Origin of the sequence: Pseudonocardia terrae, from assembly GCF_021343995.1 — a bacterium.
Lineage (GTDB): Bacteria > Actinomycetota > Actinomycetes > Mycobacteriales > Pseudonocardiaceae > Pseudonocardia > Pseudonocardia terrae.
Map to the genome: position 1 here is coordinate 20,858 of NZ_JAJTTE010000032.1, position 25,614 is coordinate 46,471.

Below are 25,614 nucleotides of genomic sequence, written 5' to 3' on the forward strand. Positions count from 1 at the left end.
CGGATCAGCCGGGGTCGGCGCGCAGCCGGTCGACCACCTCGTCGTCCCACCGGTGGGTGCGCATCAGACGGTAGCGCTGGCAGGCGAGGTGGAGGTACGCGTCGGTCTCGGTGCGGTCGCCGATCAGCGCGGCCTGCGCGAGCAGCCGGACGACCGGGCGGTACTCCTCGGCCCACCAGCGCCGGGCGACGGTCTCGCGGTCGAGGTAGCGGCCCTCGCTCTGCATGAGCCGGAAGCCCCAGGCCTCGACGGTCTCGGACAGCTCGGCGTAGTTCCAGGCGTCGCCCACCTCGATCGTGGCCAGCTGGGTGCGGCCGAGAGGCACCCGGTCGAGGAAGACCCGCCGGAGGTCCTTGGTGATCAGGTCGCCGCGGTGGACGATGCCGTTGGGGTCGATCCTGGTGGTGACGTCGGTGACCGTCGCGTCGATCGTGCGCAGGCCGAGCGCGTGCGCCACCGAGACGCGGTGGTGGCCGTCCCGGACGAAGTGCAGCCCGCCCACCCGGTAGAGGTCGACGGGCGGGACCGTCTCGCCGCGGCGCCGCGCCCGCGCCAGTCGCTCCCAGCGCTCCCGGCTGTGCCGGCTGCGCGGCCGGAACCAGCGGTCGAAGTCGGTGGTGCGGTCCACGCTGCCGACGATCGAGTCGAGATCCACGACCTGCACGCCCGGCACCCGGCGTTCGCCCGTGCGGCCCAGCGCGGCCACGACCTCGTCGAACGGGAGGATCTCGGAGACGTCGTCGGGTTCGTGGCGCAGCCACGCCACCAGGCGGGAGAGCACCTGCCGGCGGCGCTGGCGCAGGAAGTCGTGCTCCGCGTCGGCCTGCGGGAAACCGGTGTCCACTGGTCGGCTCCGCAAGCTCGCCTCCGCCTCCGCTAGAGCTCCAGCACCTTCCTGCCGACGACGTTGACGACCCGGGTGGTGCCGAGCATCCGGTCCGGTACGGGCTCACCGTAGGGGTGGATGTGCCCGTGCACCAGGAACCGCGGCTGCAGCTGCGCGACCACGCCGCGCAGACAGACGAAACCGCGGTGCGGGCCGTCCTCACGGTCGCCGCAGTACCGCGGCGGGGCGTGCGTGAGCAGGACGTCGACGCCCCGGCCGTCCTTCCGCGCGGCGCGCCTCGCCAGCCGGACCAGCCGCTTCGCCCGCCGGGTCTGCTCGGCCTCGGTCCACTGGTTGGGACCGGGCCGGTAGCGCACGCAGCCGCCGAGCCCGGCGATCCGCAGCCCGCCGGCGTCGACGATCCGGCCGTCGGCGTTCTCGAAGCCGGCCGGGCCCGGCCACTCGCACGGGAGCCCGGCGCTGGTCCACAGCCCGCGGCGCTGGCGGAAGCCGCTCAGGTCGCGGTCGTGGTTGCCGGGGACCATCACCGCGGGCCGGTCCACCGCGTCGGCGATCGCGGCGAGGTAGTCGAACGGGAGGTCGCCCGCGGCCAGGACGAGGTCGACCCCGCTGCGCCGGGCCGTGCCGCAGCGCAGCGCGGGGATCTCCTCGTCGGCCACCGCCAGGGTTCGCACCATCGCCCGACCAGCCTATTCGTTACCGTCCCGGCGCGCGCCCCCTTGGGTGACGGCCCCGGATGAGCCAGGATCGTCCGGGTGAGCGGAACGGACACCAGCGCGCCGGAGACCGTCCTCCCGGCGGCGGACACCGCCCTCGACCGGCCCGCCCGGGCCTTCGACCGGATCGTCCGCACCAGCGACGCCTACCGGGCGCAGCTGCGGACCACGATCCACCGGATGGGCCTGAGCGGACGCAAGCGCACGCTGCTGGTCCTGGGCTGCGGCAGCGGGGCGCCGGTGCAGGGGGTCGTCGACGAGGCGCCGGGGTGGAAGGTCGTGGCCGTCGACGAGTCGGCCGAGCTCGTCGGGATGGCGCGGCGGCTGGACTGGGCGCCGGACTACCGGTTCCTGCACGGCACCCTCGGCACGCTCGACGACGCCCTGCGCGCCGAGGGCATCGAGCCGCGGTTCGACGGGATCCTCGTGGTGTTCCAGATGCGCCACCAGCGCAACCTCGACGACACCCTCGACTACCTGCTGGAGCTGCTCGAGCCGGGCGCGCCGCTCGCGGTCCACGAGTACTCGGTGCGCGGCAACCGCGCGGCCCGCGCGCGGTGGACCGCCGCGTGCTGGCTGGACTACCTGCCGCGGGTCCGGATGCGCGGGCGGGTGCCGGGCATGGTGTCGTTCCTGTGGAACTCGGTGGTGCGCTTCGACTCCATCACGACGTTCAAGGAGCGGCTCGAGGTCGCCGGGTTCACCGACGTCCGGGTGCAGACGGTCGGCGGCTGGCAGGAGCACGTCCTCCACACCTTCCTCGGACGCAAGCCCGAGGACGAGGTCGACGCACCGCTCGACGAGCTCGACGCGGAGGACTCCGACCACACCGGCACCTGGACGGACCGCGGCACGGAGACCCCGCCCATCGCGTCGGCGCCGGTCCCGGCGCCGCGGCCGAGCCCGACGGACCGGCCGGAGTGGGGCCCGGCGTCGCCGCGGGACGAGACCGCCGGCCGGGACGACCGCGGCGGCGGCCGCGGTCACGACCGCGCCGGTCGGGGTGACGTCTTCGACCTCGACGAGGAGGAGGACGAGACCGGGTACGGGGCGCGGGAGGGCGACCCGGACGCCGACGCGGACGCGGACGGGCCCACGTCGTACGCCGACATGGACGAGTTCGAGGACAACCACGACCTCGACGGCACGCAGTACCGCGACGACCCGGACGAGACGGTGCTGTTCACCCACGCCGACCCGGACGCCGAGACCCCGCCCACCGGGCTGCCGGTGGTCGACGGCGAGGAGCGGGAGGCCGGGCGGCAGTCCGAGCCGGAGTCGGCGGAGAGGGAGCCGCACTCCGAGACCGTGGAACCGCAGGCCAAGAAGGAACCGCAGGCCGAGGAGGAACCGCAGGGCGAGGAGGAACCGCAGGGCGAGGACGAACCGCAGGTCGACGCGTCGGAGGGGGTCCCGCAGACCCGGGACGAGCCGCGGGCCGAGAAGGAGCCGCAGGTCGCCGCGTCGGAGGCGGAACCCGGGCAGGAGGCGCCGCGGGGTGCGGCGACCCGCCGCGTCCGCAACCTCTTCCGCGCCCCGCACCGCAGCTCCGCCCCGGCCGGGCCGCCCGGCTCGCCGTGGCTGCGCCGGTCCGAGCGCGAGGCCGTGCGCGGGGAGGACGACGAGGGGTAGCGGTCAGCGCGTGCGCACGGTGTAGCGGCGCTCCGCGTAGGCGATGTCGTCCTTCCACAACCGGGCGGCGGTGGCGCGGACCAGCGGGCGCAGGGCCCCGCCGACCTTCGCGACCTGCCCGAACCCGGTCCGGTCCGAGTACGCGACGACCGCCTCGATGACCGCGGTGCGCGGCGCGCCGTCGGGGCCGGGGCCGAGGGGCGTCGCGTGTGTCTCGACCACGCTGCCGGTGCCCTCGCCGTCGACGATCTCCATCGTGACCGTGCGCGGCTCGGGGCAGCTGAAGGCGGCGTGCACCGGCACCCCGATCCGCCCGGCGACCCGGAAGCTGACCTCCACGAGGAAACGGTCCTCCGCCTCGGAGACCCCGGGGGCGGGCGCGTCGAGCACCGTGAGCGAGGCGAACGAGTACGGGTGGAACCAGGCGCCGTGCCACGGGTCGAGCCGGTTCGCGACCACGTCCTCCGGCTCGCACCGCCCGATCACCGTCGCGACGGCCGAGAACGAGCCCTCCGCCGGCGGCCGCGGGCCCAGCACCGGCGCGGTGGTGGGGCTCTCCCCGGGTGCGAGCAGCTCGTCGAGCCGGACCCAGGCCAGCACGCCGTCGTCGTACGCGGGCAGCGGCGACCAGCCCGGCCGCCCCTCGGCGCCGAGGGCGAGCCCGTGCCAGCGGCAGACCAGCCGTCCGTCGTGGACCGGCGCGTCGCAGAGGGCGGCGCCGAGGTGGGGGCAGGCGCCGGGTCCGACGTGCAGCGTGCCGGCCCCGTCCCGCCAGGCCACCAGCTCCCGGCCGGCGACGATCCGGCCGAAGGCCTTGCCCGGCTTCACCTCCCGGCTGGCGGCGAGCACCACCCAGCCACCGGAGGGGCGCGCGGCGGCCCGCTCGGTCGCGGCCCGGATCAGCGCGGGGCTCGCCCCCCGCCAGGACGGCTCCTGCTCCGCCCACGGGGGCGTGCGCAGCAGGCGGAGCGGGGTGACGGGGCGGCGCTTCGGCACGGGTCGAAGGCTAGCCAGCTCCCGCCGATCCGCGAGTCGAACCCTTACAGCCAGCCGTTCTTGCGGAAGTTGCGGTAGAGCAGCCCGCAGGCCAGCACGATCACCATGATCACCAGCGGGTAGCCGAGGTGCCAGTGCAGCTCGGGCATGTAGTCGAAGTTCATGCCGTAGATGCCGGCGACCATCGTGGGCACGGTGATCAGCGCCGCGTACGCGGTGATCTTGCGCATGTCGGTGTTCTGCCGCATCGACACCTTGGCCAGCACGGCGTCGACCAGCGTGGTGAGGAGCTCGTTGAAGCCGGTGACGCGCTCGGCGACCCCGGACAGGTGGTCCTCGACGTCCCGGAAGTAGCTGCGCACCTCGTGCGGGATGAGCGAGCTGTACCCCTCGGTGATCTTGTGCAGCGGCTTGAGCAGCGGGGTGACCGCGCGGCGCAGCTCGAGGATCTCGCGCTTCATCACGTAGATCTGCTCGGGGTCCATCGTGGTGCGCGGGGCGAACACCTCGGCCTCGAGCTCGTCGATGTCGTCCTCGATCGCCTCGGTGACGTCGAGGTAGGTGTCCACGACGTGGTCGGCGATGGCGTGCAGCACCGCGGCCGGGCCGAGGGCGAGCTGCTCGGCGTCCTCCTCCAGCTTGCGGCGTACGGCCGCGAGACCGGTGTGCTTGCCGTGCCGGACCGTGACCACGAAGTCCCGGCCGACGAAGGCCTGCACCTCGCCCGTCTCGACGATCTCGTTGCTGCTGGTCGGCTCGGCGTTGCCGATGTAGCTCACGGTCTTGAGCACCATGAACAGCGTGTCGTCGTAGCGCTCGAGCTTCGGCCGGTTGTGCGCGTGCACCGCGTCCTCGACGGCGAGCTCGTGCAGCCCGTAGGTCTCGGCGATGCCGGTGATCTGGTCCTCGGAGGGCTCGTGCAGACCGATCCAGACGAAGCCCTCGCCGCGGGCGCGGACCTCCTCGATGGCCCGGTCGTGCGTCCAGCGGCCGGGCAGCCGCTCGCCGTCGACGTAGACGCCGCAGTCGACCACGTAGGCCGAGACGGGGACGCGCAGCCGCGGGAGCACGCTGGTGTGGGCGTTGCGGCCCAGGCGGGCACGCGAGCCCGCCGCCTTGATGGCGGGACGGAGGGAGGACAGGGGCGGCACGGCGCACCTCCTGCGGCGAGAGCGGACGGGGACGCGGGGGAAGGCACGTCTCGCCGAACGCCGCTGGGCGTGACTCAGCCCACGACGGGAGCGGCGGGGACGCGCTCGGTACTACTGCCTGGCGCGGGGTCCATTGCGCGTCACCTCCTCCGCCGCTCGACGGTCCTCGTGCGTGACCGTGATCGCGCCACGCCTCTCGGGAAGCGGGCCACCGGCTAGATTACCCGGCCGTACGGATTGTCGGCGATGGAGGCGAGAACGTTGCAGTTCGGCCGTTACTACGAGGAGTTCGAGGTCGGGGCGGTGTACAAGCACTGGCCCGGGAAGACGGTCACCGAGTACGACGACCACCTCTTCTGCCTCCTGACGATGAACCACCACCCCCTCCACATGGACTCGCACTACGCGGAGGAGACGACGGACTTCAAGCGCAACGTCGTCGTCGGGAACTACATCTACTCGCTGCTGCTGGGCATGTCCGTGCCGGACGTGTCGGGCAAGGCGATCGCGAACCTCGAGGTCGAGTCGCTGAAGCACACCAAGCCGACCTTCCACGGCGACACGATCTACGGCGAGACCGAGGTCCTCGACAAGACCGAGTCGAAGTCGAAGGACGACCGCGGCGTGGTCTACGTGGAGACCCGCGGTTACAAGCAGGACGGCACCGTCGTGTGCACGTTCCGCCGCAAGGTGATGGTCCCCAAGCGCAGCTACGGCGACACCCGCGGCGGGGAGCAGCCCGGCCGCCCGGTCCCGGCCTCCTGAGCCGGACCGCACCGATCTGCGGACGAACGGCACCCCCGCTCCCCAACCGGGCGGGGGTGCCGTTCGGGTCCGGGGCGGATCAGCGCGGCAGGACGGACCAGCCGTCGAGCGTCTCGGCGAGGCCGTCGACGAGGGGGAGCGCCGCGAACTCGACGGCGTCGACCCAGCGGGCGTCGGCGGCGTCGTCGCCGGCGGCGAGCGTGCCCCCGACGACGGTGCAGCGGTAGTCCGCGATCCGGTACGGCCCCACGACGACGGTGCCCACGTGCGGCCCGGGCGTCACCGCCAGCCCGGTCTCCTCGGCCATCTCGCGGACGAGCGCGGCGGCGTCGTCCTCGCCCGGTTCGACGTGTCCACCCGGGAGCGACCACCGGCCTCGCGCGGGCTCCGTCCCCCGTTTGATCAGCAGTAACCTGCCCGACGCATCGTGCAGGATTGCCCCCACACAGGGGACGTGTCGGCTACCCTCGGTCATCGCTCGACACGGTACGCTCCCCGCGTGGCCGTATCCTCTCGCCAGGGATGTCGGTATTTTCTGATCTTGCCAGCTCCTCCTGCCGGAACGGTGGTCGTGTGAACGTCAAGAAGCTGACCGGGCTGATCGTGATCGCCCTGGTTGTGTTCTTCATCGTGACGAACCCCGGCGGCGCCTCCGGTGCCGTCAACGGCATCGGCAACTGGCTGTACGGGGTGGGTCAGAGCGTGACCACCTTCTTCTCGAACCTGGCCCCGAGCTGATGCTCGCCCCCCGGGAGATCGACGAGTACCTGCTCCCCACGGAGCGGCGGGTCATCCGGGTGCGGCAGCACTGGGCGGTCATGATCCCGCACATCACCCAGACCGGGCTCTTCCTCATCGCGATGATCGTGATCGACCGGCTGCTGCAGGGGCGGGTCGGCGAGGCCGGCGGGTTCGGCGAGGCGCTGGTCGACAACCTGACCTTCTACCTGGCGCTGGTCGCCGTGCTGCGCTTCGCGGTGAACTCGATCCTCTGGTGGATCGAACGGATCGTGATCACGGACAAGCGGGTGATGCTGGCCCAGGGCATCATCACGCACAGCGTCGGCATGATGCCGCTGGGCAAGGTCACGGACCTGACGTTCGAACGCAGCATCGGCGGCCGGATGCTCGGCTACGGCACGCTGATCGTGGAGTCCGCCGGCCAGATCCAGGCGCTGAACCGGATCGACTTCATGCCGCGCCCGGAGGAGATCTACGAGGCGCTCTCCGAGCTGGTGTTCGGCGAGAAGGGCAAGACCCGCGCCACCGGGATGCTCGCCCGGAACCGCTGGCGGCGCTGAGCTTGCCCTGAGCCTGCACCGGGCCGGCACTGGGCCGGCGCTGAGCCGGCGCCCAACTTCCGACGGGCCGGGACCTTGGTCCCTGTCCCGGCCCGCAACGGTCCCGCCGCGGACCGCCCCTGTGCCCTCGCGACGCGCCGCTCCGGGCGGGGAGGGTGATCACCGGACGCGCGCAGCCGGGGATCGGAGGGCGGCATGGCATCCGACCGCGGCCCCGATACCGAGCCCGGTACCGCGCTCGATCCCGATCCCGATCCCGGCCCCGACGCCACGACCGATCGCACGCCCGGTCCTACGTCCGGTCCCGCGCCTGATCGCTCGCCCGGTCCCTCCCGGAGGCCGCTCGACCCGCGCCTGCTCCGCCACGCCGCGGCGGCCCGCCGGTTCGTCCTGGCGGGCCTCGGCGTCGCCGTCGCCACCGCGCTCCTGGTGATGGCGCAGGCCCAGCTGCTGGCGATCGTCGTCGCCGACGGGTTCCTCGGCGGCGCCGGGCTCACGGCGCTGCAGCCGCTGCTGGGCCTGGCCGCCCTGACCGTCGTCGGACGGGCGGGGTTGGCCTGGGCGGGCGAGGTGGCCGCGTACCGCGCGTCGGCCGACGTCGTGCGGGAGCTGCGCAGCCGGGTCGTGGGGCAGGTGCTCCGGCTCGGGCCGCGGCACCGCGCGCTGCCGCCGGCCGGTGAGGTGGCCACGCTGACCTCGCGCGGCCTGGACGACCTCGAGGCGTACTTCGGCCGGTACCTCCCGGCCCTGCTGATCGCGGCCGTGGTCCCGCTGGTCCTGGCGGTGCGGATCCTCACCGCGGACTGGCCGTCCGGGCTGATCGTCGGGCTCACGGTGCCGCTGATCCCGTTGTTCGCGGTGCTCGTCGGGCTGCACACCCAGCGCTCGACGGCGCGACGCTGGCGCACGCTCGCCGTGCTCGGGCACCACTTCCTCGATCTCGTCGCCGGCCTGGACGTGCTCGTCGCGTTCGGACGCGCCGGGCACCAGGCCGGCCGGCTCCGGTCGATGACCGAGGCCTACCGACGCGCGACGATGCGCACCCTGCGCGTGGCCTTCCTGTCCGCGCTGGTCCTGGAGCTCGTCGCGACCCTGTCGGTCGCACTGGTCGCGGTGTCCATCGGACTCCGGCTGATCGACGGCGCGCTCGACCTCACCACCGGGCTGCTCGTGTTGCTGCTCGCGCCGGAGGTCTACCTCCCGCTGCGGGCGGTCGGGGCCCGCTTCCACGACGCGGCCACGGGCACCGCCGCCGCGACCACCGCCCTGGACCTGCTCGACGTCCCGGTCCCACCCTCCGGCCCGGCCGCTGCCCCCGACCCCGCGGCGCAGCCGGTCGTGCTGGAGGGGGTCCGGGTCGACGGCCGCGCCGCCCCCGTCCTCGACGGCCTCGACCTGACCCTGCGCCCCGGCGCGACGGTCGGCGTCCGCGGGCCCAGCGGCTGCGGCAAGACGACCCTGGTCGAGCTGCTGGCGGGGCTGCGCCGGCCCGACGGCGGCAGGATCCTGGTCGGCGGGACCGACCTGGCCGACGTCGACCCGGCCCGCTGGCGCCGCCGGGTCGCGTGGGTGCCGCAGCGCCCGGTCCTGCTCGCCGGCACCGTTGCGGAGAACATCGCGCTCGCCGATCCCGCCGCCGGGCCGGAGGCGGTCGCACGCGCGGCCGGGCTCGCCCGGCTCGACGTCCCCCTCGACACCCCGGTCGGGGAGGACGGCACCGGCCTGTCCACCGGCCAGCGGCGCCGGGTCGCCCTCGCCCGCGCGGTGCTCGCCGACCGCCCCCTGCTGCTCCTCGACGAACCGACCGAGGGCGTCGACGCCGCCACCGAGACGGCCATCGGCGACGGCCTGGCGGAGATCGCCGCGGGCCGGACCGTCGTGCTCGTCAGCCACCGGCCCGAGCTGCTGGCCCGGTGCGACCGGGTCGTCGGGCTCGGGCCCACCGCGGGCGAGCGGGTCGCGGAGCCGTTCGCGCCCGCGGAGCCGCCCCTGCCCGCGGAGCTGCCCCCGCCCGCGGAGCTGCCCCCGCCCGCGGAGCTGCCCCCGGAGCAGTCCCCGCCCGCGGACCGGCCCGTCCCGGCCGACGAGGCACCCTGGTCGGGGCCCGCCGCGACCATGCCGGTGCCGGTGCCGGTGCCGGTGCCGGTGCCGGTGCGGACCGTCGTGCGCGGGCAGTGGGGCCGACTGGTCGCGGCCGCGCTGCTCGGGGCGGCCGCGCTCGGCTCGGGCGTCGCGCTCACGGCCACTTCGGCCTGGCTCATCTCGGCCGCGGCGCTGCAGCCGCCGGTGCTCACGCTGATGGTCGCGATCGTGGCCGTCCGCGCGTTCGGCATCGGCAAGGGCGTGTTCCGGTACGCCGAGCGGCTGGTCGCACACGACGCCGCGCTCCGGGTGGGCAGCGCGCTGCGCCTGCGGGTCTGGACCGACCTCGTCCGGCTGGGGCCGGCCGCCACCGCCCGGCACCGCCGCGGCGACCTGCTGACCCGGCTCGTCGCCGACACCGACGCGCCGCAGGACCTCCTGGTCCGAGTGCTGCTGCCGGGCACGGCCGCGCTGCTGGCCGGCGGGGCCGCCGTGCTCGGGTTCGCGCTGCTGCTCCCGGCCGCGGGCGCGGCCCTGGCGCTCGGGCTGCTGGTCGCCGGGGCGGGTGCGCCTGCGCTCGCCGCGCTGGCCGCCCGCCGCACCGAGCGCCGCACCGCCGCCGCCCGGGCCGAGGTGGCAGCGCGGACCGTCGAGCTGCTCGACGCCGCCGCCGACCTGCTCGTCCTCGGCGCCGCGGACCGCGCCCACACCGCCCTGGACACGGCCGACACCCGCCTCGCCGCCCTCCGCCGCCGGGCGGCCACCGCGACCGGTGCGGGCGCCGCGGTCGCGGTCCTCGCGACCGGGCTCACGGCCGTCGCGTGCGCGGGCCTGGGCCTCGCGGGGTTCGCGGCGGGCACCGTGCCCGGCCCGGTGATCGCCCTGCTCGCCCTGACCCCGCTCGCGTTCGCCGAGGTCGTCGCACCGCTCCCCGAGGCCGCCGTCCGGCTGCTGTCGATCCTCCCCGCCCTGCGCCGGCTGTGGGACCTCGAGGAACGGGAGCCGGCCGTCGTCGAGCCCGCGGCCGCGGCACCGGTGCCGGCGCCGCGGTCGCTGCGGGCCGGTGGCCTCGGCGTCCGTTGGCCCGGCGCGGCGGTCGAGGCCGTCCACGGTGTCGACCTGGACCTCGCCGGCGGGCACCGGATCGCGCTCACCGGCCCGTCGGGCAGCGGCAAGTCGACGGTCGTCGCGGCGCTGCTCCGGACGCTCGGGCCCAGCTCGGGCACCCTGCACGCGGACGGTCGCGACGTGCGCGGGCTCCGCGCCGACGACGTCCGGTCCGGGATCGCCTGGTGCGGGCCGTGGACGCACCTCTTCGACAGCACGCTGCGCGCGAACCTCGCGCTCGCCGCCCCCGCGGCCGCCGACGCCGAGCTGGTCGCGGCCCTGCGCCGCGCCGCGCTCGGCCCGTGGTTCGACACCCTGCCCGAGGGCCTGGACACCGCGGTCGGCGCGCACGGCGGCGCGGTGTCGGGCGGCGAGCGTCAGCGCCTCGGGGTGACCCGCGCGCTGCTCGCCGACCGGCCGATCCTCGTCCTCGACGAACCGACCGCCCACCTGGACGCCGCGACCGGGTCGGCCCTCGCCGCGGAGATCCTCGCGGCGACGGCCGACCGGACCGCGCTGCTCGTGACGCACCGGCCGGAGCAGACGCCGGGCGTGCCGCGGCTCGACCTGGGCCGCAGCACCAGCCCGGTGTGAGTCGACCCAGCCGGGTCAGCCCAGCCGGGTCAGCCCAGCCCGATCAGCCCAGCCGGGTCCGCCCAGCCTGATCAGCCCGGCCGGGTCAGCCCAGACGTTCGACGACGTGGTCGGCGACGCGCAGGGCGTTGGCCATCGCCGTCAACGACGGGTTCACCGCGCCGATGCTGGGGAAGAAGCTGGTGTCGACGACGTAGAGGTTGTCGACCTCGTGGGCCCGGCAGGTCGGGTCCAACGCCGAGCTCGCCGGGTCGGCCCCGAACCGGATCGTCCCGGCCTGGTGCGCCGTCGCCCCGATCGGCATCCCCTTGTGCATGTAGATGTTGTGGTGAAGCAGGTGCTTCTCGTGCATGCCGAGGTCGGAGAGCCGGCTCTGCAGGGCGTGCCGGAGCCGCTCGAGGCCCTCGGTGTTGTTGTCCGGGTCGAGCGTGAGCCGGATCTGCCCGTCGCGCTCGAGGGTCACCCGGTTGTCCGGGCGCGGCAGGTCCTCCCCGCAGAGCCAGAAGTCGACTGCGTGGTGCGCGAGCACCTCGAACGGCATGTCCGGCGAGACCTTTCCGGCCCAGTGCGGTGCGTTCGCCCGGACCTGCTCGGCGTCGGACTTGCCGAGCATCTGGATGCCGCCCAGGGGGTAGTGCCAGTCCTCCGAGCCGAGGTACCAGTCGTGTATCGCGAGCGTCTTCTGGAACCGGGTCGGGTTGGGCTCCTTGGACACGGCCATCAACGCCAGGTTGTTGTGCCGCATGTAGTGCCGCCCGACGACGCCGGAGCCGTTGGCCAGCCCGTCGGGGTGCTTGTCGTTCGCCGAGCGCAGCAGCAGCGCGGCGGAGTTGACCGCCCCGCAGGCGACCACCACGACGTCCGCGGTGAAGCGCACGGTCTCGGTGCCGCCCTCGCCCTGGTCGAACTCGGTGACGACGGACGTGACCGAGCGTCCGCCGGAATCAGTCTCCAGCCTCGTCACGCGGGCACGGGTGAGGAGCCGGACGTTGTCGTGGGCCAGCGCGGGGTCCACGCAGATCACCTGGGAGTCGGACTTGCCGCCCAGCACGCAGGGGAAGCCGTCGACGCGGTCGCACCGGATGCAGGGGCTGTCGTAGGTGGCGTTGCCCTGGGCGTCCTGGTCGAGCCGCACCCCGATCGGCAGGTGGAAGGGGTGCAGCCCGAGCTTCTCCAGGTCCTCGCTGAGCTGCTGGATCCGCGGCTCGTGGCGCACCGGCGGATAGCGGTAGTCCGCGGAGGCCGGACCCTCCGTGGGGTCGTCGCCGTGGTGGCCGTGTACCTCGTAGAGGTGCTCGGCCTCGGTGTAGTACGGCTCGAGGTCGGCGTAGTCGATCGGCCAGGCCGGCGAGATGCCGCCGTGGTGGACGATCTCGCCGAAGTCCTGCAGGCGCAGGCGGAACAGGGCCGCGCCGTAGAACTTGGTGTTGCCGCCGACGTAGTAGTTCACCTCGGGCGGGAACTCGTGTCCGTGGCGGTCGAGCCAGAACTCCGGGGCCCGGTACTTCCCGCGCACGAACACCGCGCCGGAGTCCCAGTTGTCGCGCTCGCGCGGCAGGTACGCGCCGCGCTCGAGCAGCAGGACCCGCTTGCCGGTCGGCGCCAGGCGGTGTGCGAAGGTGCCGCCGCCTGCCCCACTGCCGATCACGATCACGTCGTAGTGCTGGTCCTCGGTCACGGCCGGCCCTCCTTCACGTGCTCGGCGGTGCTCCCGGTCGGAGCGGTGCTCTCGGTCGGTGGGGTGCTGTCGGCGGGTGCGGTGCTGTCGGCCGGTGCGGTGCCGGTGGCGCCGGCGGCCCCGACGGCGGGTCGGTCGTAGACGTCCCGCAGCGTCTCGACCTCCTGCGTGGTGAAGGTCCGCTCCCGCCGCGCGTCGCGGGCGAAGGCGGCGGTCCAGGTCAGGACCGCGCCGACCCGGTTGCGGTACCCCGTGAGGAAGGCCAGGTGCAGGAACAGCCAGGTCAGCCAGCCGACGAAGCCACCGAAGTGCGCCGGGCCGGCGGAGACGACCGCGTTACCGCGGGAGAGGTAGGCGGCCGAGCCGAGGTCGTGGTACCGGTACGGGCGGACGGGCTGACCGCGCAGCCGGTTCCGGATGCGGCGCCCGGCGTAGAACCCGGACTGCATCGCGACCTCGGCCACGCCCGGCAGGTGGTCGCGGCTCATCAGGTCGCCGATCACCATGATCTCCGGGTGCCCCGGCACGGTGAGGTCCGGCCCGACCTCGATCCGGCCGGCCCGGTCGCGGGGCGCGCCCGTCGCGTCGGCAAGGGCCTTCGCGATCGGCGGCGCCTCCACCCCGGCGGCCCAGAGCACGGTGCCCGCCGCGTACCGCTGGGTCGTGTCCGTGCCGTCGCCGGCGTCGCTGACATCGCGGACGTCGATCCCGCGGGCGTCCACGCCGGTGACGATCGAGCCGAGGTGCAGCTCCACGCCGAGCGCGCGCAGCCCGGCCGCCGCCTTCGCCGACAACGCCGGCCCGAACGACGCCAGCGGCGCCTTCCCGGCGTCGAACAGCAGCACCCGGGCGTCCTCCGGACGGATGCGGTGGAACTCCGCGCGCAGCGTGCGCGTGGCCAGCTCCCGGATCTGGCCCGCGAGCTCGACGCCCGTGGGCCCGGCGCCGACGACGGCGAACGTGAGCCACCGCCGTTGCTCGTCCGGGTCGGTCGCGGTCTCGGCCAGCTCGAAGGCGCCGAAGACCCGGCGCCGGATGGCGAGGGCGTCGGCGATCGTCTTCATGCCGAGGGCGTACCGGGCGAACTCGTCGTGACCGAAGTACGACTGCCGGACGCCCGCGGCGACGACCAGGTCGTCGTAGGGCAGGGTCAGCCGCTCCCCGTTCGGCCGCTCCGTGAGGACGGTGCGGGCCTGCGGGTCGACGCCCACGGCGTCGGCGAGCACGCAGTCGACGGTGCGGTGCCGCTTGAGGATGTCGCGCAGCGGCGCGGCGATCTGTCCCTCGGAGAGGATCCCGGTCGCGACCTGGTAGAGCAGCGGCTGGAACAGGTGGTGCTGCGCGCGGTCGACGAGTGTCACGGTGATGCCCGAGCCACCCAGCGCCCGGGCGGCGAAGAGCCCGGCGAAGCCGCCGCCCACGATCACGACGCGGTGCGGGTTGCGTTCCCCGGCGGCGGCGCCGTCCTGGCGGACGAGGGTCAGGCGGTCGGGTCGTGCCACGAGTCCCCCTCGGGCAGCAGGTCGTCGGCCTCCTTGGGCCCCCAGGTCCCGCGCTGGTAGCGCTGCAGGGGCACGGCGTCGCCCAGGATCGGGTCGACCACCCGCCAGGCGGCTTCGACGGTGTCCTGCCGGGCGAACAGCACGCGGTTGCCGTCGAGGGCCGCGCCGATGAGTCGGTCGTACGGGCGCGCGTCGTCCGCCGCGTGCTCGGCGAAGACCAGCTCCTGCGCCTCGGGCACGCGCGCGATCCCCTGCTTCTTGCCCACCAGGGTCAGCGCGACCGCGGCGTTCGGCCAGATGCGGAACCGCAGGGCGTTGACCGGGCGCGGGCCGGGCACCTCGAAGTAGTCGAGCGGGGCCCGCCGGAAGCGGATGCTCACCTCGGTGGCGGTCACCGGCATCGTCTTGCCCGCGCGGATCAGGATCGGGACACCGGCCCACCGCCACGAGTCGAGGGCCAGCCGGACCGCGGTGTAGGACTCCGTCGTCGACACGGGGTCGACGCCCTCCACCTCCCGGTACCCGTCGTACTGGCCGCGGACGGTGTTCTCGGGGGTGAGGGGGCGGATCGCGGACAGCACGCGTGCCTTGGCGTCGACCCACGACATGAGGCCCGAGCCGTCCGGCGGGTCGGCGACCACGGTGGCCAGGACCTGCAGCATGTGGTTCTGCAGCACGTCGCGGGTGGCGCCGGTGCGGTCGTAGAAGCGGCCGCGGTCGGCGACGTCGAAGGCCTCCGCCATGGTGATCTGGATGCTCGCGACGTGGTCCCGGTTCAGCAGCGGCTCGAAGATCGAGTTGGCGAAGCGGGCCACCAGGACGTCGTTGAGCGGGTCGAGGCCCAGCCAGTGGTCGACCCGGTAGATCGCGTCCTCCGGGAAGTACCGGAGCATGGTCGCGTTGAGCGCCTGCGCGCTCTGCAGGTCCGTGCCGAACGGCTTCTCGACCATCACCCGGGCGCCCTCGGCGCGCCCCGCCTTGGAGATGCCCTCCGCGATCCGGGCGAACAGGACCGGTGGCACCTCCAGGTAGAACAGCACCTTCTTGCCGGCGCCGATCTCCTTGCTCATCGCCTCGTACGTCGCCGGGTCGCCGAGGTCGCCGTCGACGTAGCGCAGCAGCGCGAGCATGCGCCGGCCGGGCCCCGAGTCCGGGTCGAGGTCGTTCCGGCGAAGCGACCGGGCGGCGTAGTCCCGGAACTGCTCCAGGCCCCACCCGCTCTTGGCGACGCCGATGACGGGGACGTCCAGCACCCCCCGCTGCACCAGCCCGACGAGCGCCGGGAACGTCTCCAGCTTCGCCAGGTCCCCGGTCGCGCCGAAGATCACGAGGGCGTCCACCCGGTCCGTCGCCATGGCCTGCTCCTGTCCGCCGGGGGTCTGCGAGGTCATACGGGTGTCTGCGACCGTGCTGGCCCGGCGGCGGTGAGCACCTCACTCGGGCCGGATGAGCCGGGGCCCGCAACGGGCCGGGCGGCGACGGCGGCGGCGGACGATTCGGGCACCCGGACCGGGAGCCCACGCGTCCTCCGAACTCGGGTCGCCCGCGCCGGGTGATGCCCGGTCGGCGCGGGGGCCGTGACCGTGAGCCCGTGTCCGTGGTCGACCTCGCGCGCCTGCAGTTCGCCGGAACGACGATCTACCACTTCCTGTTCGTCCCGCTGACGATCGGGCTGGCGCTGCTGACCGCGATCCTGCAGACCTGCTGGCACCGCACGGACAAGCCGGAGTACCTGCGGCTCACCCGGTTCTTCGGCGTCCTCCTGGTGATCAACATCGCGGTCGGCGTCGTCACCGGGCTGGTGCAGGAGTTCCAGTTCGGGATGAACTGGTCGGGCTACTCCCGGTTCGTCGGTGACGTGTTCGGGGCGCCACTGGCGATGGAGGGGCTGGCGGCCTTCTTCCTCGAGTCCACGTTCCTGGGGCTGTGGGTGTTCGGGTGGGGCCGGCTGTCCCGGCGCGTGCACCTGGCCACCGTCTGGGCCGTCGCCGCCGGCGGCGTGCTCTCGGCGGCGTTCATCATGGCCGCGAACTCGTGGATGCAGAACCCGGTCGGCTACACGATCGACCCCGCGACGCAGCGCGCCCAGCTCACGAGCATCGGCGCCGTCCTGACCAACCCGGTGTTCCTGCGCAGCATGCTGCACGTGCTGCTCGCGTCGCTGGTCACGGCCTGCGTGGTCATGCTGGCCGTCGCGGCGTGGCACCTGCGTCGCAAGTCGCACACCGCGGAGTTCGGCCGGGCGGCGCGGATCGCGCTCGTCGTGCTGGTCCCGGTGCTGGCGCTCAACCTGCTCGTCGGCAGCGAGCTGGGGGTCACCGAGGGCGAGTTCCAGCCGATGAAGATCGCGGCGGCCGAGGCCCAGTGGCAGACCTGCCAGCCGTGCTCGTTCTCGCTGTTCCAGGTCGGCGGCGGGAACAACGACCAGACCCCGTCGAAGATCATCCAGGTGCCCCACCTGCTCTCGCTGCTGGCCACCAACTCGTGGAACGGGCAGGTGGTGGGGCTCAACGAGCTGCAGGCGCAGTACGAGCAGCAGTACGGGCCGGGCTACTACGTGCCCAACGTCTTCATCCAGTACTGGTCGATGCGGGTGATGGCCTACCTCGGCAGCCTCATGCTCGTCGTCGGGCTGTGGGGGCTCTGGCGGCGGAAGCGGCTCGCCGAGTCGCCGTGGTTCCTGCGGGTGGCGATCTGGTGCCTGCCGCTGCCGTTCATCGTCAACACGGCAGGCTGGGTCCTGACCGAGAACGGCAGGCAGCCGTGGATCGTGCAGGGGCTGCAGAAGACGGCCGAGGCCAACTCGCCGTCGGTGACCGGGGCGGCGATCCTCACGAGCCTGTTGATCTTCCTCCTGCTCTACACCGCGCTGGGCGTCGCGGACTGGGTCCTCATGGCCCGCTACGCCCGCCGGGAGCTGCCGGCCGAGCAGGCGGCCGACGAGCACGAGGCGCCGGCCCCGGCGCCCACCTACTGACCGCGGGCGGTGTGCCGATGACCCTCGTCGCGTTCTGGTTCATCGTCCTCGCGGTGGTGTGGACCGGGTTCCTGCTGCTCGAGGGGTTCGACTTCGGGGTGGGCATGCTGCACGGCGTGGTCGGTCGCGACGACGCCGGGCGCGACCTGGCGATCCACACGATCGAGCCGGTGTGGGACGGCAACGAGGTGTGGCTCGTGCTGGCCGCCGCCGGGACCTTCGCGGCCTTCCCGGTCTGGTACGCGACGATGTTCTCCGCGTACTACCCGGTCATGGTCGTGGTGCTGGTCGCGCTGATCCTGCGCGGGGTGTCGTTCGAGTTCCGGTCCCATTCGGACTCGGCGCGCTCGCGGGCGTTCTGGAGCGGTGCGCTCGAGGGCGGGAGCCTGGTGGTCCCGCTCGGCCTCGGCATCGTGCTCGGCGGGCTGCTGGCCGGGGTCCCGATCGACTCCGCCCAGGAGTTCGTGGGCGGCGCCGGGGACCTGTTCCCGCCGTACGCGCTGATGACGGGGGCCACGGTGGTCCTGGTGTGTCTGGTCCACGGTGCTGTGTTCCTGGCCCTGCGCACCACCGCCGAGCTCCGCCGCCGCGCCCTCGGGATCGCCCGGGCGCTCGCCCCGGTGGTCGCCGTCGTCGTGACGGCGTGGGCCGCATGGACCCGCGTCACCGCCGGGGACGGGGTGCTGCTGTCCGTGGCCGAGTTCGGCGCGATCCTCGCCGCGATCACGGCGGCCGCGTTCGTGCACGTCCGGCGGGAGGGCCTCGCGTTCGCCGCCACCGCCACGACCGTCGTGGCCATGACGGCGTCGATCTTCTCCGAGCTGTACCCGCGGGTCATGGTGTCCAGCCTGGGTCCGGCGAACGACCTCACCACCACGAACTCCGCGTCCGCCTCGTACGCCCTGACGGTCATGACCGTGGTCCTGGCCGTCCTGCTCCCGCTCGTGCTGGTGTACCAGGCCTGGACGTACCACGTGTTCCGCGCCCGGCTCCGCGGGCCGGTGCCGGCCCCGGAGGCACCGCCGGTGACGTCGGCCGATCCCGGGTAGGGGCCGTCCGGGCGCCGGGACCGCGGCGGATGATCCACCCGATGTCACCTAAGGTCGGCGGGTGGCCCTGATCGACCTGCACACCCACTCGACCGTCTCCGACGGCACCGAGACCCCCGAGGAGCTGGTCGCCACGGCGGCCGCCGCGGGCGTCACGACGCTCGCGCTCACCGACCACGACACCACCGGGGGCTGGGACCGGGCCGCCGCCGTGCTGCCCCGGGGGATGCGGCTCGTGCGCGGGGCCGAGTTCTCCTGCGTGAGCCCCACCGGCCGCCCGGAGACCCCGGGTGACAAGGCCACCGTGTCGGTCCACCTGCTCGGGTACCTGTTCGACCCGGAGCACCCCGCGATCGTGGCCGAGCAGCGGCGGCTGGTGGCCGAGCGCGTCGAGCGGCTGCGGAAGATGGCCCGCAACGTCGCCGCCGACCACCCGCAGCTCGACGCCGACCGCGTGTTCGACCTGGTCCCCGAGGGCACGACGCCGGGCCGGCCGCACCTGGGCCGCGCCCTCGTCGCGGCAGGCGTGGTCGAGTCGGTGAACGAGGCCTTCGCCAGCATCCTGCGCACCGGCAGCAAGTACTACGAGCCGAAGACCGACACGCCGGTCGAGCGGGCCGTCGAGATGATCGTCGAGGCGGGTGGCGTCGCGGTGTTCGCGCACCCGCTGGCCCGCCGTCGCGGCCGCGTCATCGAGACCTCGGTGCTGGCCGACCTCGCCCGGATCGGGCTCACCGGCGTCGAGGTCGACCACCCCGACCACGACCCCGCGGACCGGGAGCTGCTGCGCGGCGTCGCGGCCGACCTGGGCCTGGTCCCGACGGGGTCCAGCGACTTCCACGGCACCAACAAGACCACCCCGATCGCCGCCGAGACGACCGCGCCGGAGGCCCTCGAGGAGCTGCTCGCCAAGGCCACCGGCGCCGACGTGCTCGAGGGCGCCTGAACGCGGGCCGGACCCGCCCGGCCGGTACCGTGACGCGGTGCCCGGTTCCTCCTCCCGCGCCGCCGGGAGCGGCGCACAGCTCGGCTTCGACGACCTCCTCGACGACGGGTCGCTCCCTACCGGGGTCGCCCGGGAGGCCGCACGGTGGGCCCGGCCGCTGGTCCGGGTCACCCCCGCCCGGCTCGCCACCTGGGAGTCCTGCCCGCGGCGCTACCGGCTGACCTATGTCGAGAAGCCCGCGCTCCCACGCGGCGGGCCGCGGGCGGCGAGCACGCTCGGCGCCGTCGTGCACCTCGCGTTGCGGGCGCTGCACTTGCGTCCCGGCCGGGAGCGGAGCCCGGACCAGGCCGCCGCGCTCGTCGACCGCAACTGGTCCGGCGAGGGCTTCCGCGACACCGCGCAGGAGGCGGAGTACCGCGACCGGGCGCGCGGCTGGGTGGCCGACTACGTCGCCGAGCACGTCGAGGGCAGGCCGGACCCGCTGGGCGTCGAGCGCTGGGTGTCCGCGCCGACCTCCGCGATCGTCGCCGAGGGCCGGGTGGACCGGATCGACGGCGACGCGGACGCGGCGGTGATCGTCGACTACAAGACCGGGCGACGGGTCCCCGAACCCGGCGACGCGCGGGACTCGGCGGCGCTCGCCCTCTACGCGCTCGGTGCCGCCCGCGTGCTGCGCCGGGACTGCCGGCGCGTCGAGCTGCACCACCTGCCGACCGGCCGGGTCGCGGTCTGGGAGCACGACGACGCGTCCCGGGCCGGCCACGTCGAGCGGGCCGAGCGCGGCGCCCTCGAGGCCGCCGACGCCGCCGACGCGCTCGCCGCGGGCGGCGCCGCCGACGTCCTCTTCCCGCCGCGGCCGGGCTCCCGGTGCTCCGCCTGCGACGTGCGCCGGCACTGCCCGGACGGGCAGGCGGTCGGGCCGGCGGCGGCGCCGTGGGACGACCTGGTCCTGTGACGGCGGCGCGGGCCCGGGCGCGCCGGGAGCGGGGCCTGCCCGGACGGCTGCTGCGCCGAACCTCCGGGGTCCTCGCGGCAGGGCTGGTCGGGCTGTTCGTGGTGCTGCTGGCGGGCTGGGCCTTCACCACCCGGACCGGGTCCGCGGGGCCGGGCACGGGGATGCTCGTGGGCCACGGCCTGGCCGCGGCCGCCGCCGTCGTCGCGCAGGTGGTGGCGGACCGGCGGGACGGGCGCGCGGGCGCCCTCGCCGCCTGGCTCGTGATCGCGATCGCCGCCGGGGTGCTCGGGGGGTACTGGCTGTTCTGAGGGGCTCGTGCTGCTCGCACCGCGATCAGGCCGCCTTGCTTTCGGTAGGTGACACACGCGCTGCGGTCCTCGCACACCCGTCGCGGGCCTCGCATGCCGGTGCAGGTCCTCGCACACCGTTCCGGGCCTCGCACACGGGCTGAGGTCGCGGGTCACACCCTGGAGGTTCGCCGCACACCCCGTCGACGAGGTGTGGGAGGCGTTTCCGGATGTGCAGGTCGGGCGGGCCGATCGGGATGTCGCGACGGGAGGGACGCCCCGGACGCCGAGGCGGACATCGCCGCCGCCGGCATCGCCGACCCGACCGCGTGCAGTGCCGACCGAGTCGCCGGCGCCGCGGGCATGGCCGCAGCCATTGCTGCGGAGGTCGTGTAGGGGCCGTACTGCGCCACGGCCGACTCGACCGGCAGCGGCATCCGCGGACCACCCGGCACGACGTACGACTGCCCCTGTGGCGGCAGCGGGTACCGCCCGCTGGTGCGCTGCGTCGGGACGGCGGGGCGTGGCGGGTACGGCGTCCGCGGACGCACCGGCATACCGGGCTGCGCGGGGGCGGCGGACGGCCTCTCCGGGCGGGAAGCCCGGCTGTTCGGGCGGGCGTGCCGGCCGGTGACCCAGGCACCGGTGGAGGCGGCCGGACGGGAGGCGTCGTCGCGCGCGGCATGCCGGCCGGACGGGGCGGGGGAGTGCTGGAAAGAGGTGGTCACGCTGCCCTTATCGGCGGTTTTCACTGCTCCGTTTCGCCCAATCCGTCGAATCGTCATTCCTGAGGAAGCACGAGGTCTCGCGGTGTCCTTTGTCCTGACATACTGTCGTTCCATGACGATCCCCTCGCTCACCCTGCTCGACGGCCGCGAGGTCCCGGCGGTCGGTTTCGGCACCTACCCGCACACCGGCGACGACTCCCGGACCACCGCGATCTCCGCCCTCGATGCCGGCTACCGGCTCCTCGACACCGCGCTGCGGTACGAGAACGAGCAGGGCGTCGGGCGCGCCGTCCGCGAGTACGACCTGCCGCGCGAGGAGATCCTCGTCGCGACCAAGCTCGCCGGCCGCCACCACGGCTACGACGAGACCCTCAAGGGCTTCCAGGAGTCCCTCGACAACCTCGGCCTGGACTACGTCGACCTCTACCTCGTCCACTGGCCCCTCCCGCGGCTCGGCAAGTACGTGGACAGCTGGAAGGCCATGATCCGGCTGCGCGAGGAGGGCCTGGTCCGCTCGATCGGCGTCTCCAACTTCACCGAGGCGCACCTGCGCCGGCTGGTCGACGAGACCGGCGTGGTGCCGGTGATGAACCAGGTCGAGATGCACCCGTACTTCCCGCAGGCCGCGCTGCGCGAGGTGCACGCCGAGCTGGGCATCGTCACGGAGAGCTGGAGCCCGATGGGCCGCGGCGAGCTGCTCGCGGAGCCGACCGTCGTGCGCATCGCCGAGGCCCGTGGCGTCACGCCCGCCCAGGCGATCCTGCGCTGGCACGTGCAGCTCGGCGCGGTGCCGATCCCGAAGTCCGCGGACCCGGGGCGCCAGCGCACCAACATCGACCTGTTCGGTTTCGCGCTGTCCGACGACGAGGTGGCCGCCCTGTCCGCGCTCGAGCGCGGCCGGATCTGGGACCAGGACCCGGAGACCTACGAGGAGTTCTGAGCTACACCGGCCGCGGCGCGACGAGTTCCTACGAGGAGTTCCGGCCTACGCCGGCCGCAGCGCGACGAGCTCGTTCCCGCGCTGCTCGTAGAGCATCCCGCCCTGCGTGGCGAGCAGGACCTTCCCCGTGTACCCGCCGCGGTCCACCGGGATCGTCCGCTCGATCGTGCCCCGCAGCGGGTCGACGACGACGATCCCCGCCGGGACGGGCACCAGCCAGGCCCCTGCGTAGGACGTGCCCGGGCCGAGCGTGCCGCGCAGCGTCCAGACGGGCGCGAGGCCCGTCCGGTCGAGCGCGACCGTGCGCGACCCGCTCCACCAGTAGGTGCGGGCGGTGTCGCTCGCGGTGGCGCCGATCCCGTCGGCGGGCGGGGCGATCTCGGACTCCGGCACGTCCAGGCCGATGAGCCCCACCTGGTTGCCGCTGCGGTCGAGGATCTGCAGCTCGGGCGGCCCGGGCAGCAGCACGGCCTCCCGGTCGACCGACACCGCGAGCAGCTGCACGCCGCGGGCGGAGAGCTGGGTGGAGAACTCGACGTTGGGGGTGTCGGCGTCGCCGGAGCCATCGGGGCGCAGGACGGTGAGCCGGTCCCCGGTGTCGGCGGCGCAGTTCTCGATCACCCCGAGCCGCCCGCTGCCCAGCGCCAGCGAGGGGTAGCTGCATCCCGGGCGCGGCTGGCGCCCCGGCTGGGCGGGCGCGACGACGGCGCCGTACTGCGTGGTCGTGACCAGGTCGGACCGCATGGTCTCGAGGTAGTCACGGCTGCTCGCGGAGACGACGCTGCCCGAGGCGAGCAGCCGCGCCCCGGGCCGGACGTCGAGGTTCGCGGCCGGGCCGCGGGTGCCGAGGTCCGCGTCGAGCGCGCTCAGCTCGCTGCACCATTCGCCCGAGCCGTTCTGGTAGAGCGCGAGCGCCCGGCCGAAGCCCTCGGCGACCGTGCACAGCGGGCGGTCCCGCGAGTAGCGCCAACGCTCGGCCCCCGTGCTCGCGTCCCGCCCGACGACGGTGCTGCCGTCGGCCGTCACGACCCCGGGGCCCGCGACGACCGGCACCGGCGCGGCGGCGCTGGCCGCGCGCCAAACTTCGGCAAACCCGGCCGGCACACCGGCGGCCGCCGGGGGAGCGGTGCCGGGCGTGGTGGCCGGGACGGACTCGGTCTCGGCGGCCGGGCTGTGCGTGCCGTACACGACGGCGACCACGACCAGCACCAGGACGAGGAACGCCGCCGCCACGAGATCCCCGCGGCGGCGGCGTACCGGAACATCTCGGCGGGCGCGCAGCACCCGGCCGAACCTACCGGCGGCTCAGCTGGCCGCGGCGTCCGGCTCGGCGCGCTCGGCGCCGGCCTCGGTGGTGGTGGCGTCCTCGCCGCCGGAGCGGCGGCGGCCCCCGCGGCGACGGCGGCGGCGCGGCTTGGCCGGGCCCTCGCCGTCCGTGCCGGTGGCGGCCGACTCGGTGACCTCGGCGGGCTCGTCGGCGGCCTCGTCGTCGCCGGTGCTCGCGGGGCGGGCGCCGGCGGGACCCGCGACCGGAACGCCGTTGCGGCGCCGGGTGCGCTGACGCTCGCGGCGCGGCTTCGCCGCCCGCTCCTCGCGGCCCTTGCGCTTGCGGCCGCCGTGGTCGCCCTCGGTGTCGACGTACTCGGCGTCGAGACCCGCGCGGGTGCGCTTGCTCAGCGGCAGCCGGCCGGTCACGTCGGTCGGGACGTCGAGGTCGGTGTACAGGTGGTCCGAGGTGGAGTAGGTCTCGACCGGCTCGTCGATCCCCAGGCTCAGCTCCTCGGAGACGAGCTTCCAGCGCGGGATCTCGTCCCAGTCGACGAGGGTGACGGCCACGCCCTCCTTGCCGGCGCGGCCGGTGCGGCCGATCCGGTGGACGTAGGTCTTGGTGTCCTCGGGGCACTGGTAGTTGATGACATGCGTGACGTCGGTGACGTCGATGCCGCGGGCCGCCACGTCCGTGGCCACCAGCACGTCGACCTTGCCGGAGCGGAACGCGCGCAGCGCCTGCTCGCGGGCGCCCTGGCCCAGGTCGCCGTGCACGGCCGCGGCGGCGAACCCGCGCTCGGCCAGGTCGTCGGCGACGCGCTGCACGGTGCGCTTGGTGCGGGCGAAGATCATCGTCAGGCCCCGCTCGCGGGCCTGCAGCACCCGGGTGACCAGCTCGACCTTGTCCATCGCGTGGGCGCGGTAGACGAACTGCTTCGTGCGCTCGTGGACCGAGCCCTGGTCCGCCTCCTCCGCCCGGATGTGCGTGGGACGGGTGAGGAAGGTGCGGGACAGCTGGATGATCGGGCCCGGCATGGTGGCCGAGAAGAGCATCGTGTGCCGCTCGTCCGGCAGCATCCGCATGATCCGCTCGACGTCGGGTAGGAAGCCCAGGTCGAGCATCTCGTCGGCCTCGTCGAGGACCAGGGCCTTGACCCGGCCGAGCACGAGGTGGCGCTGCTCGGCGAGGTCGAGCAGCCGGCCGGGCGTGCCGACGACCACGTCGACACCCTTGCGCAGGGCGGCCAGCTGCGGCTCGTAGGCCCGCCCGCCGTAGATGGCGGTGACCCGGATGCCCAGGTGCTTGCCCGCGTCGGCCAGGTCCTGGGCCACCTGCACGCACAGCTCGCGCGTCGGGACGACGACGAGGGCCTGCGGGACGTCCTTCTCCCGGTCCGCGGTCTCGCCCTCGGCCGTGGCGGCGGGCTGCTCGGACGGCGGCGTGACGCGCTGCAGCAGGGGGACGCCGAAGCCCAGCGTCTTGCCCATGCCGGTACGGGCCTGGCCGATCACGTCCTCGCCGGCGAGCGCCAGCGGGAGGGTGAGCTCCTGGATGGCGAAGGTGCGCTCGATACCGGCCTCGGCGAGCGCCTTCACGATCTCCGGACGGACGCCGAGCTCGGCGAAGGTGGGGGCCTCGGGCTTCACGGGGGCGCCCGCCTGCAGCGGGTGCGCCTCGTCGGTGGCGGCGGCGTCGACCGTCTCGGCCGGCTCGCCGGCCACGGGGTTCGGTTCGGTGTTCTCGGGGGTCTCGTTCTGGACGGACAGTGAAATCGCCTCTCTCCGCGTACAGAATCCCTGCACCGGCTCGTCGACCACGCGCTCGGGGAGCCGCGTGGGAGAGCCGTCGAGGCGCTGTACGCACCAGGTCGTGTGCGCGCCGGTGAGTCGGGCGCCCGGTGGCGCCGACCCGTTGCCCGGCGGGTGTCGCAGTCGGTCCGCGCGGCGCACCGGTGCTCCACGACCGCTCGGGGTCACGGGCCGATCTGCTGCGCGCACGTGCATCATACCCCGGAGGTGCCGCCGGGGTCAGCGTCGGCGCCGTCACGCCGGGGTGATGTGCACCGCCGACGGGCGGGTGCCCCGACCGGAC

General features: G+C 74.4%; 21 protein-coding genes. 11 read left to right on the forward strand and 10 right to left on the reverse strand.

Translation table 11 applies throughout. The features are described from left to right. Nucleotides 1-4 precede the first annotated feature (4 nt). Complete coding sequence (locus LWC33_RS21050) at nt 5-844, reverse strand: chromosome partitioning protein ParB (RefSeq protein WP_233306135.1); 840 nt, start codon at nt 842-844, stop codon at nt 5-7. Nucleotides 845-876: 32 nt separating this feature from the next. Then, the gene (locus tag LWC33_RS21055; protein WP_233306136.1) at nt 877-1,524 is read right to left on the reverse strand and encodes a metallophosphoesterase family protein; all 648 of its coding nucleotides are present in this window, start codon (nt 1,522-1,524) and stop codon (nt 877-879) included. A 78-nt stretch (nt 1,525-1,602) separates the two neighbouring features. On the opposite strand from LWC33_RS21055, the gene LWC33_RS21060 reads away from it, so the two are divergent. Further along, complete coding sequence (locus LWC33_RS21060; protein WP_233306137.1) at nt 1,603-3,195, forward strand: class I SAM-dependent methyltransferase; 1,593 nt, start codon at nt 1,603-1,605, stop codon at nt 3,193-3,195. Nucleotides 3,196-3,198: 3 nt separating this feature from the next. On the opposite strand, the gene LWC33_RS21065 is transcribed toward LWC33_RS21060, so the two are convergent. Together LWC33_RS21065 and corA are read right to left on the reverse strand one after the other, a co-directional pair. Then, on the reverse strand, nt 3,199-4,191 hold the full coding sequence (locus tag LWC33_RS21065; RefSeq protein WP_233306138.1) for a Rieske (2Fe-2S) protein: 993 nt from the start codon (nt 4,189-4,191) through the stop codon (nt 3,199-3,201). A 44-nt stretch (nt 4,192-4,235) separates the two neighbouring features. Continuing rightward, nucleotides 4,236-5,342: a magnesium/cobalt transporter CorA gene (corA, locus tag LWC33_RS21070; RefSeq protein ID WP_372476666.1), complete on the reverse strand. Its 1,107-nt coding sequence runs from the start codon at nt 5,340-5,342 to the stop codon at nt 4,236-4,238. Between the two features lie 261 nt (nt 5,343-5,603). Between corA and LWC33_RS21075 the strand changes: the two genes are divergently transcribed. After that, nucleotides 5,604-6,107 carry a MaoC family dehydratase gene (locus LWC33_RS21075; protein ID WP_233306190.1) on the forward strand — a complete coding sequence of 168 codons (504 nt, stop codon included), beginning with the start codon at nt 5,604-5,606 and terminating at the stop codon, nt 6,105-6,107. 79 nt (nt 6,108-6,186) lie between these two features. On the opposite strand, the gene LWC33_RS21080 is transcribed toward LWC33_RS21075, so the two are convergent. Continuing rightward, nucleotides 6,187-6,582 carry an NUDIX hydrolase gene (locus LWC33_RS21080; protein WP_233306139.1) on the reverse strand — a complete coding sequence of 132 codons (396 nt, stop codon included), beginning with the start codon at nt 6,580-6,582 and terminating at the stop codon, nt 6,187-6,189. A 98-nt stretch (nt 6,583-6,680) separates the two neighbouring features. Here LWC33_RS21080 and LWC33_RS21085 point away from each other — a divergent pair, with 98 nt between their 5' ends. The 3 genes from LWC33_RS21085 to cydD all read left to right on the forward strand — a co-directional run bounded on the left by LWC33_RS21085 (nt 6,681) and on the right by cydD (nt 11,191). Then, nucleotides 6,681-6,845 carry a hypothetical protein gene (locus LWC33_RS21085; RefSeq protein WP_233306140.1) on the forward strand — a complete coding sequence of 55 codons (165 nt, stop codon included), beginning with the start codon at nt 6,681-6,683 and terminating at the stop codon, nt 6,843-6,845. Next, the gene (locus LWC33_RS21090) at nt 6,845-7,408 is read left to right on the forward strand and encodes a PH domain-containing protein (RefSeq protein WP_233306141.1); all 564 of its coding nucleotides are present in this window, start codon (nt 6,845-6,847) and stop codon (nt 7,406-7,408) included. The genes LWC33_RS21085 and LWC33_RS21090 overlap by 1 nt, the downstream gene beginning before the upstream one ends. A 195-nt stretch (nt 7,409-7,603) precedes the next feature. After that, the gene (gene cydD / locus LWC33_RS21095) at nt 7,604-11,191 is read left to right on the forward strand and encodes a thiol reductant ABC exporter subunit CydD (protein WP_233306142.1); all 3,588 of its coding nucleotides are present in this window, start codon (nt 7,604-7,606) and stop codon (nt 11,189-11,191) included. Nucleotides 11,192-11,276: 85 nt separating this feature from the next. Here the strand turns inward: cydD and LWC33_RS36175 are convergent, their stop codons facing one another. The 3 genes from LWC33_RS36175 to zwf are packed head-to-tail and all read right to left on the reverse strand — an operon-like array spanning nt 11,277 to nt 15,762. After that, a complete protein-coding gene (locus LWC33_RS36175) occupies nt 11,277-12,869 on the reverse strand; it encodes a GMC oxidoreductase (RefSeq protein ID WP_233306143.1) in 1,593 nt (530 codons plus the stop codon). After that, complete coding sequence (locus tag LWC33_RS21105) at nt 12,866-14,371, reverse strand: NAD(P)/FAD-dependent oxidoreductase (RefSeq protein WP_233306144.1); 1,506 nt, start codon at nt 14,369-14,371, stop codon at nt 12,866-12,868. Before LWC33_RS21105 ends, LWC33_RS36175 begins: the two co-directional genes overlap by 4 nt. Further along, on the reverse strand, nt 14,350-15,762 hold the full coding sequence (gene zwf, locus LWC33_RS21110; protein WP_233306145.1) for a glucose-6-phosphate dehydrogenase: 1,413 nt from the start codon (nt 15,760-15,762) through the stop codon (nt 14,350-14,352). The genes LWC33_RS21105 and zwf overlap by 22 nt, the downstream gene beginning before the upstream one ends. Nucleotides 15,763-15,962: 200 nt before the next feature. Between zwf and LWC33_RS21115 the strand changes: the two genes are divergently transcribed. The 6 genes from LWC33_RS21115 to LWC33_RS21140 all read left to right on the forward strand — a co-directional run bounded on the left by LWC33_RS21115 (nt 15,963) and on the right by LWC33_RS21140 (nt 22,253). Then, nucleotides 15,963-17,348, forward strand: a complete 1,386-nt coding sequence (locus tag LWC33_RS21115; RefSeq protein WP_233306146.1) for a cytochrome ubiquinol oxidase subunit I — start codon at nt 15,963-15,965, stop codon at nt 17,346-17,348. 17 nt (nt 17,349-17,365) lie between these two features. Next, nucleotides 17,366-18,397, forward strand: a complete 1,032-nt coding sequence (cydB, locus tag LWC33_RS21120; RefSeq protein ID WP_233306147.1) for a cytochrome d ubiquinol oxidase subunit II — start codon at nt 17,366-17,368, stop codon at nt 18,395-18,397. Between the two features lie 61 nt (nt 18,398-18,458). Continuing rightward, on the forward strand, nt 18,459-19,343 hold the full coding sequence (locus tag LWC33_RS21125; RefSeq protein WP_233306148.1) for a PHP domain-containing protein: 885 nt from the start codon (nt 18,459-18,461) through the stop codon (nt 19,341-19,343). Between the two features lie 37 nt (nt 19,344-19,380). Further along, a complete protein-coding gene (locus tag LWC33_RS21130; protein ID WP_233306149.1) occupies nt 19,381-20,298 on the forward strand; it encodes a RecB family exonuclease in 918 nt (305 codons plus the stop codon). Next, entirely contained in the window at nt 20,295-20,606 is a 312-nt protein-coding gene (locus LWC33_RS21135) for a hypothetical protein (RefSeq protein WP_233306150.1), read from the forward strand. The genes LWC33_RS21130 and LWC33_RS21135 overlap by 4 nt, the downstream gene beginning before the upstream one ends. An 819-nt stretch (nt 20,607-21,425) precedes the next feature. Then, a complete protein-coding gene (locus tag LWC33_RS21140; protein ID WP_233306151.1) occupies nt 21,426-22,253 on the forward strand; it encodes an aldo/keto reductase in 828 nt (275 codons plus the stop codon). Between the two features lie 45 nt (nt 22,254-22,298). Here the strand turns inward: LWC33_RS21140 and LWC33_RS21145 are convergent, their stop codons facing one another. Further along, entirely contained in the window at nt 22,299-23,537 is a 1,239-nt protein-coding gene (locus LWC33_RS21145) for an Rv3212 family protein (RefSeq protein WP_443719868.1), read from the reverse strand. 21 nt (nt 23,538-23,558) lie between these two features. Further along, nucleotides 23,559-25,244: a DEAD/DEAH box helicase gene (locus tag LWC33_RS21150; protein WP_233306191.1), complete on the reverse strand. Its 1,686-nt coding sequence runs from the start codon at nt 25,242-25,244 to the stop codon at nt 23,559-23,561. Nucleotides 25,245-25,614 lie beyond the last annotated feature (370 nt).